This window comes from Psychrobacter sp. AOP31-B2-9, assembly GCF_052378005.1.
Classification (GTDB): domain Bacteria; phylum Pseudomonadota; class Gammaproteobacteria; order Pseudomonadales; family Moraxellaceae; genus Psychrobacter.
This window is the reverse complement of record NZ_JBQSXG010000125.1, coordinates 1-8,364: the sequence shown is the minus strand read 5'-3', so window position 1 is coordinate 8,364 and position 8,364 is coordinate 1. Positions and strand designations below refer to the sequence as shown.

The following is an 8,364-nucleotide window of genomic DNA, read 5'->3' as shown; positions in this document are numbered from 1 at the left end:
TAAAAAATATTGTGCCATATAATATTACTCTAAATACATACGAAAATATTATATAACCAACCCTTTATAAGTTAGACATGGTGCCAGTCTCGCTGCGTCTACGACTTCTAAACTTGGATCAGCAGTTCTACCATAAAAACACACCCTCATCCAAATCAAAAATCCATCGTTGCTGAAAGCATAAATGTACGCGGATCACCTAAGGCAAGATCGTTGTAAGATGCCGTTGTCCAGTATGCCTTATTCATCACGTTATCAACACGTGCTCGAATGGTAAGAGGGGTTTGATTAACAGAAGTTAGATAACGTGCTCCAATATCGTATGTGGTGTGACCTGGTAACGACTGTATATTATCATTTTCAAGATATTGTTTAGATACGGCATTTGCATTCGCTGTTAGCGTTAAATTTTCTATAAAAGGTAAATCCCACTCTGCCCCAATTTTAGATTGCCACTTTGGAACACCTGCAGCTTGATTGCCTTCATTAACACCATTATTTGTTTTAGTTAACTTCGCATCAATATAGGTAATACCACCCATCAAGCGTACACTCTCAGCAGGCGAGCCAAAGAACCCCCACTCTACACCTCGATTACGCTGTTCACCAGCATAAGAGAAAACATTGGTATCTGTATCGGTATAACTATTGGGTTTTTCAATTTCGTAGAGACTAAGGGTATGAGTAAACTCGCCACGATCCATTTTTATTCCTATTTCCTTTTGTTTCGTTTTATAAGGAGCAAATATTTCACCTGAGTTTTCTGCACTTGTTGGTGCTGTAGCGCCTTTGCTTAGTCCTTCTATATAGTTCGCATACAAAGAAGTTTGATCTGTCATTTTTGTAAGAAACGCCACTGACGGCGTTATAGCGCTTTCATCATACTTAGTACCTGAGGATAAGATACCTCCCGTTTGTTCTGTTTCTAGCTGCTGATACCGAGCACCTAAGGTGAGTTGGTATTTATCCTGATCAAACGATAAAGTGTCTGCAATTCCGTAGCTGGTCAAATTTGTGTCAGTCGTCAATAACAACGGCACATCAAAGTTTAGGCTAGGTGTTTCCCATACTGGATTATAAATATTAGTGTCATAGGTATAAGTGGCGTCAAAGTACTTAGCGTTTAAATTGTACTCTTCATTGTAACGAGTAACATTCGCCGCAATCTGATGGTCAATCATTCCTGTCGAAAAATTGCTGTTCAGCCCTACTTCCATAGAGACTCTTTCATTATCATCAGCAACGTATCCAATCGTCGTAGTCATATCTCCATCAGAATTATACACCTGCGCTTTTGCTGCACTGAGTCCTTTAAACTCCATTTTATTAGCACCTAGGGCGGCATAGACAGTCGTTTGATCAGTCACATCAAACTCACCGCGTGTGATTGCACCTTTTGTTTCAGTATCATAAAAAGCCCAGCTTGGATTCAATAACGTATCTGGATCTGGTGCACTGGGAATATCAATACCTGATGCTACCGTAATACCACGAGTCGGCCCATCGACATGCTCTGTCGTCGCATAAAGATCCGTTGAAATTCGTGCACGTTCGCCTTTCCAATCTAAGGCAAGAGAGCCCACTTTAGCCTCTTTATCTTGGTCATTAATCGCACTTTCACCATCTCTATAAGCACCGTTTACACGCACACCAAACTGTTTGTCTTCACCGAATCGGCGGCCAACATCTACACTCCCACCAAGCTGCGAGTCTGATATGTACTTAGTCGTCAATCGAGTGAGTGGCTCATCACCTGCTCGCTTAGTGACTAGATTCACAGAGCCACCTACAGAGCCGTTAGGTGACATACCATTGAGCATTGCTGACGGACCTTTGAGTACCTCAACACGCTCAAACATTTCAGGCGAACTGCGGTAATAAGGCGCCATACCAGACAATCCATTTACTGTCACATCATTACTATTCGAAGCAAAACCACGGATAGAATAACTTTCAAGATTTTCTCCACTTCCTCCACTGGTATAAACAGAAGGATCCGTTGCAGCAATAATCTCACTAATATCTGTGGCTTGCTGATCCTCAATAAATTTATCAGTATAACTAATGGCACTAAATGGTGTTTCTAAAAAGTCTTTGTTTCCCAAAAATCCAACATGATTGGTATAGGTTACTTGCCCTCCAGAATAGGTTTGATTATCGTTGCCTTCAGCCACTACTGTTATCGCTGGTAGTGTGGTAGTTGGTATCTCTTGATTGGCTCCTAAATCTATATTTTGGTTTTGCTGTTCGGTATCCAATTCATTAACTTGCTGACTGCTGGTCAGGTCGCTATCTTCCTGTGCATAAGCTGATGGCACACATATAAATACAGTCCCAGCCGCTATACCTAAAGCCATCGCAAGCTTTGCCGATACAATATAATTAAGGGCGAAAGACGGTTTGGTCTGTGTCGTCCATCGTTTAACATTACTTTTATGATTTAGCTGCTGAAGTTGATACATAAAAACATCCTCTTATTTTTGTAAAAATATAAATACGAATAAAAACACAAATGATAATCATTAATAATTTTAGATAAAAAACTTTCTGCTTCTCATTTAACTATTTACTGGCTCTAGGGCGTGTCTTCATTTCAAAAATAGTGATAAAAATGAGATAAATTGCCGTCAAACAAGAAAAGTAGCGCAGATAATATCGGGATATTAACCAGCTATTTGACGATGTTTGGCAAGATTTAGCCATTTTTAGCCCATTTAGATGACTATCGGGTGAATTGAAGACACGTCCTAGTTCAAAAACTCTTTCCTCTTAGAATATGTCTAGGAGATTGACTGATAACCTTTGAGAACATCATCCATAATAATGTTGAGCGAGGTTGGACTAGCAGCCGCTATATACCACGCATCCGCATCAACAAAAACGACATGACCATTTTTCCATGCTTTTGTTTGACGCAATAAAGGGTTGCTAATGTCATCAGGACTTATAACAGAGCGACGCTCCATGACAGCGGTACGGTCCACAATATAAATAATATCCGGATCCGCCTGCTGTATGAATTCGCTAGAAATAGGCTGCCCATGTAGGCTAGTTTCTACCGTGGTACTTGCAGGTTTGACACCCAAATCATTAAAGATAAAACCATAGCGTGACTGCACACCAAAATTACTAAAAGCTCCGTTGTTATGTAAGACAACCAATGCTTTTTCTGGGCGATTTTTTGTGAAGGTCTGAACCTCTTTAACTCTTGTATCTAACTGCTTGACCTTTTCCTCCGCCAACGCTTCCTTATCAAAAATACGACCCAGTGTTAATAGATGATTTTTGACACTGGCTATATGCTGCTGATGACTGTTATTAAAATTCACATCGAAATGTAGGGTTGGTGCAATTTCTGACAGCTCTTGATAATGAGCCGCATGAAGTGGCGTCATCAAAATAAGATCAGGATGTAGTGCATGGATACGTTCCATATTCGGTTGTACAATAGCGCCTAAATCCTCCACACTAGCATCATCTTTATACTGAGCAAGAAAATGAGGTACATAATCTTTCACCATGCCTGCAATTGGCACATCAAGCTGATCCAAAAAATCAGCTTCATTCATATCCAGTACCGCGACACGTTGCGGACGATTATTAATGACAGTAGTACCAAGCTCATGATCGATGGTAATAGGTGTGTCTAGCGCTTGTATCGTCTGCACAGATTGAGTAGATTCTTTTTCACATCCTTGCAGTGGAATAGCTGCCGAGATCGCTAATGCCCAGACCCAACCGCTCTTTTTCAAACTCATACTTTTACCCCTGATAAATTGAAGTAGTTGCACAAGCAACCACGTTCATTACGAATAATTTCAAAATCAAGATCGTATAGCTCACTTAAATTGGTTTCTGTCACAACCTGTGCAGAGACTCCACTGAAGCTAAGCGCACCATTTTTCAAAGCCACAATATAATCAGAATAATTGGCCGCAAAATTGATATCGTGAATCACCAAAATCACCGTACGGCCCTGCTCATCACATAGACGACGTAGGGCTTGCATAATCTGCACAGCATGTTTCATATCTAAATTATTCAGAGGCTCATCCAATAACAACACGTCCGTTTGTTGCGCAATAGTCATTGCCAAAAAAGCCATTTGACGCTGACCACCACTTAATTCATCTAAATAAGCGTGACGTAAAGGCTCTAATGCTAAAAAACCAATCGCCTCATCAATGATTTGTCGATCCTCTATCGTCAACGAGCCACGACTATACGGAAAACGTCCAAAAGAGATCAGCTCTTCCACTGTCAATCGTAAATTAAAGCCCGGAGACTGCCGCAGTGTGGCCACATGATGAGCATACTCAGAAGTACGAATTTCACTGATTTTTTGACCATCAAGTGACACATAACCACTACTCGGCTCCAATAACCTAGCCATCATCATCAATAAAGTAGACTTCCCTGCACCGTTAGGACCGATTAATGAGGTGATACGCCCCGTTGGAAACGCCAGAGAGACATCAGATAGCACGGCTTTTTTACCATAACTTTTATGGAGGTTACTAACGGTAATCATGTAATCCCTCTAGTACGAACAGTCAATGCCAGAAAATAGATACCACACACCAGATTGACAAGAATACTGACACTGGTTTTATAGTTAAAAACATGCTCAACGAATATTTGTGCAATCAAAAATATGGCTATAGAGACCGCACAACCTATAGGTAATGTAACTTTATGCTTACTACTTCCTGCAAGCGCATAAGCTATATTGGCAATGAACACGCCCATAAAGGCCGTGGGGCCAATCAAGCTCGTTGACACAGCGACGAGGATGGCAATTAAAGCCAAATACAACTTGACGTATTTGGCATGATTGATACCAAGTGACATCGATTGCTCACGACCGAGAGCCATCACATCTAAAACAGGTAACGTCTTACGACTCACCCATAACACCGTTACTACCGCTAGTACGCCATACCAAACGGTTTCAGGATTGGATCTATTAAAAGAGGTATAGCTCAACCCTTGAAAAACCGAAAACTCACCTGGACTGATACGAAGCTGAATAAATTGTGTGACCGTGCCAATGACCATTGTCAAAACCAGACCAAATAGCAGCAGCATAAAGACATCGCTTTTGCATCGAGGTAACAGCAAACGATGCAGTGCCCACGAATACACCAGCATCAACATGATGGATGCGATGAAATTACCGCTGACACTTAGCATCATCAGCCCGTTCGTACCCATAACCAAGAGCAACAGCGCTTGCCACAGCAAATAAACAGCCTCATACCCCATAATTGAAGGCGATAAAATACGGTTACCTACAATGGTTTGAAATACAATGGACGAAACAGCTAAGCAGACACTACCAAGTACAATGATTACTAGACGCATAAAGCGTTTCGGAATCAAATAATCAAAATCTAATCCTGAGCCTATCAATAAGAAAACAAGCGCCAAAAGAAGAATCAGTAGCAGCATCGTCCATATTTTTACAGCTTGGCTCATTTGACACCCTTCATAATCAACATGAGGAAAATCACACCGCCCACCCCACTAGCAGTCAGCCCGATAGGGACTTCGAAAGGATAGATAATGACTCGCCCAAAAATATCACAAATAAGCAGTAAACCAGCGCCGCCCAGTGCAACGATGGGCAATGTTCTTGATAAGTTTTCTCCATATTTCAGAGCGACTAAATTAGGGATGACAAGGCCGACAAAAGGTATCGCACCAATAGTGATAACCGATGCCGCAACGGTCACCGACACTAAGATAAGCCCCAATGCAGCTGTCGCAGCATAACGCAATCCCAAACTGGCTGCCATTTCCTCACCCATGCCCATCACCGTGAAACGATGCGCATAAAGATAAGCCAATACAATAATGGGCAAAATGATATAAATAAGCTCATATTGACCTTGTACAACCCTCGAAAAATCTCCTAACAACCAGCCTTGCATACTTTGTAAAATATTATGCTGATAGGCATAAAACTCAGCTATCGAACTCAGCACACTGCCATACATCAACCCAAGTACAGGAATCAGCACAGAGTTTTTGAAGGTAATACGGCTGATGATAAAAATAAAAAGCAGACTCGCTGCAAAACAAAAGAGCATAGCAAATAGCATTTTATTGCTTGTGCTGGCACTAGGAAGCATCGTTAGTGAGACCAAAATACCAAGCTTGGCTGCATCCAAACCACCTGATGTGGCAGGTTCGACGAACTTATTGCGCACAATGTGTTGCAGAATAACACCACTGACAGACAACCCTACCCCTGTTAAAAGCAGTGCAATCAATCGCGGTATACGGCTGGCCGTGATGGTCAACCACGCGTCGCTTGAAAAATTAAAGAGCGCGACAATTGACGTCTGCTTTGAACCCAGCATTAAAGAAATAGCACAGAGTAAAGTGAGTAACAAAAATAGTAAGCGCATTATTGAAACTCTTCTGACTTATATAGATACGAATGAATTTTTACTCTACAGAACACCATCACAAGCCTATAAAGCAATTTGCTGGGAATTTTTTCATTAAAGTATAAATGAGAATCAATCATACTATGCTTGTTTGAATAGATACATTGAGTATAAGGTGAAACTGGGAAGTTATACGGTGAATAAGGGAACTTATTCAGAATGGCATCTAATCATTTTCCAATGTCAAAAAATCAGATGAACTCAAACACAGCAAGAGGTTGGCGTAAATAATTCGCCTGTATTCAAGGCCTGTTTAGCGTATTTTAGAGAATAGTAGCAGCTTGACATAAATAGGCCGACTAGATAAGTTGTGTGGGAGTGACGCCATAAAATTTGGCGAATGCTTTGCTGAAATTACTGGGATCATGATAGCCAACATACCATGCCGTTTCCTGAACACTTTTATATTCATCTAACAATAAACGCATTGCTTCCTGCATACGTAATTCACGGATGAACTGACCTATTGTTTTGCCCGTTTGTTGTTTGAACTGTTGTTTTAGATAGCATTCGTTTATACCCACTCGTTGAGACAACAAGGAGATTGTTAGCTTATGCTTGTACTCTTGGCGAATAATATCAACGGCGTGATCAATTTGGCTTTTTTGGTTTATTAATCGACCAGATTTGTCCTGAATACCTAGCATGTCTTGACAGAGAAGTAACGCTTGGCTCTCTAAAGTCAAGCGATCACTCAAAGTGTAACAAGGTAGTGAGAGGATATAAGCGGCGCGAGCAAGTAGCCGTGGCTGATTTGATAAACGGACCTGAACCATTTCAGGATCTTGATCGTCAGCTGGCAATAACCAAGCCGGCAAATCGAAGCTTTCTGCCCAACGTGACAGTAGCTCTTGATTAAAATCGATCGATACTACATGGCTATTTATGGATGGTCTCTGCAAATACTCAGTATCGGTAGTAGAGTTTATATCACCAAAATCTCCTGATCGTCGCCAAACTTGCTTCGAGTGGATGTTTGTATCGGTAGGTAAATTACTAGCATGTAACGTATAGTTTGCATCTACAACCAAATGCATGCCAACATCACAAGAAAATGGCGCAGCCGGTTCAACCACAGGTTGCTCATCCGTGATGCAGTTTCGGCCGAGCACAATACCGTTATGCAAGCTCAGCAAGTCACCATAACCAGAGCTACCATCGTAAGTTGGACGTTTAATCAAATAATCAGAATCAGGGCGATCAAAATCCCAATATTTGGTCTGATAGTGGTCATAAAATGTGTTCAGGTCTGCCATAAAAATATAATCACAATGTTTTAGGATGTGGTTTGAGTGAGTAGAGAACAGATGTTTTATTACATCCAGATAAAACAGATTCATTTGAATGAGTCGTAAAATTTCAACTCTTGAAGTAATCATAGCATTATTAGCAATAAACAATCATTTTAATGTAAATGATTATCAATCAAATATAGATAACTGTAACTAATATATCAGGATGAAGTAATAATGAGCCTACTTATAGCCAACATAAAGAATGAACTGGATGACATTAAAGCATTTTGGAAACCTACTGATATTGCACAATTTAATCAGTTGACCGTCAAACTGGCCAAACTAAAAGGCGAATACGAGTGGCATAATCACGAACATGAAGACAAGTTATTTCACATACTGTCAGGACAGTTATTTATTATATTAAAAGACAAAACTATAGAAGTGAATGCTGGTGAAATGGTCGTTATTCCTAAGAATACTGACCATAAGCCTCATGCTCCGACTGAGGCTAGCGTGATGTTTTTTGAGCCTTTATAAATCAGAACCCACATTTACTGGTAACTCTAATGATCAGTTAACGAAATCACTGCCTATAAAATAATATCATCACATACATTTTAGTCGACCTACCTTGATATGGTAGAGGCTGAGAAAATGGAAGCAGAAATCAT

General features: G+C 40.6%; 7 protein-coding genes. 1 reads left to right on the top strand and 6 read right to left on the bottom strand.

What is annotated here, in order from left to right; genetic code table 11:
- Positions 1–155 precede the first annotated feature (155 nt).
- The 6 genes from ACT3SX_RS12040 to ACT3SX_RS12015 all read right to left on the bottom strand — a co-directional run bounded on the left by ACT3SX_RS12040 (position 156) and on the right by ACT3SX_RS12015 (position 7,711).
- Positions 156–2,462 (bottom strand): TonB-dependent receptor, encoded by a 2,307-nt coding sequence (locus ACT3SX_RS12040; RefSeq protein WP_442063326.1) that lies wholly within the window; start codon positions 2,460–2,462, stop codon positions 156–158.
- 318 nt (positions 2,463–2,780) lie between these two features.
- Complete coding sequence (locus ACT3SX_RS12035) at positions 2,781–3,758, bottom strand: siderophore ABC transporter substrate-binding protein (protein WP_192520565.1); 978 nt, start codon at positions 3,756–3,758, stop codon at positions 2,781–2,783.
- Complete coding sequence (locus tag ACT3SX_RS12030; protein ID WP_192520566.1) at positions 3,755–4,531, bottom strand: iron ABC transporter ATP-binding protein; 777 nt, start codon at positions 4,529–4,531, stop codon at positions 3,755–3,757. The genes ACT3SX_RS12035 and ACT3SX_RS12030 overlap by 4 nt, the downstream gene beginning before the upstream one ends.
- Positions 4,528–5,478 (bottom strand): iron chelate uptake ABC transporter family permease subunit, encoded by a 951-nt coding sequence (locus ACT3SX_RS12025; RefSeq protein WP_192520567.1) that lies wholly within the window; start codon positions 5,476–5,478, stop codon positions 4,528–4,530. The genes ACT3SX_RS12030 and ACT3SX_RS12025 overlap by 4 nt, the downstream gene beginning before the upstream one ends.
- Entirely contained in the window at positions 5,475–6,413 is a 939-nt protein-coding gene (locus tag ACT3SX_RS12020) for an ABC transporter permease (RefSeq protein WP_192520568.1), read from the bottom strand. Before ACT3SX_RS12020 ends, ACT3SX_RS12025 begins: the two co-directional genes overlap by 4 nt.
- A 341-nt stretch (positions 6,414–6,754) precedes the next feature.
- Positions 6,755–7,711, bottom strand: coding sequence for a helix-turn-helix domain-containing protein (locus ACT3SX_RS12015; protein ID WP_192520569.1), 957 nt, complete (start codon positions 7,709–7,711; stop codon positions 6,755–6,757).
- A gap of 213 nt (positions 7,712–7,924) precedes the next feature.
- Here ACT3SX_RS12015 and ACT3SX_RS12010 point away from each other — a divergent pair, with 213 nt between their 5' ends.
- The gene (locus tag ACT3SX_RS12010; RefSeq protein WP_192520570.1) at positions 7,925–8,230 is read left to right on the top strand and encodes a cupin domain-containing protein; all 306 of its coding nucleotides are present in this window, start codon (positions 7,925–7,927) and stop codon (positions 8,228–8,230) included.
- Positions 8,231–8,364 lie beyond the last annotated feature (134 nt).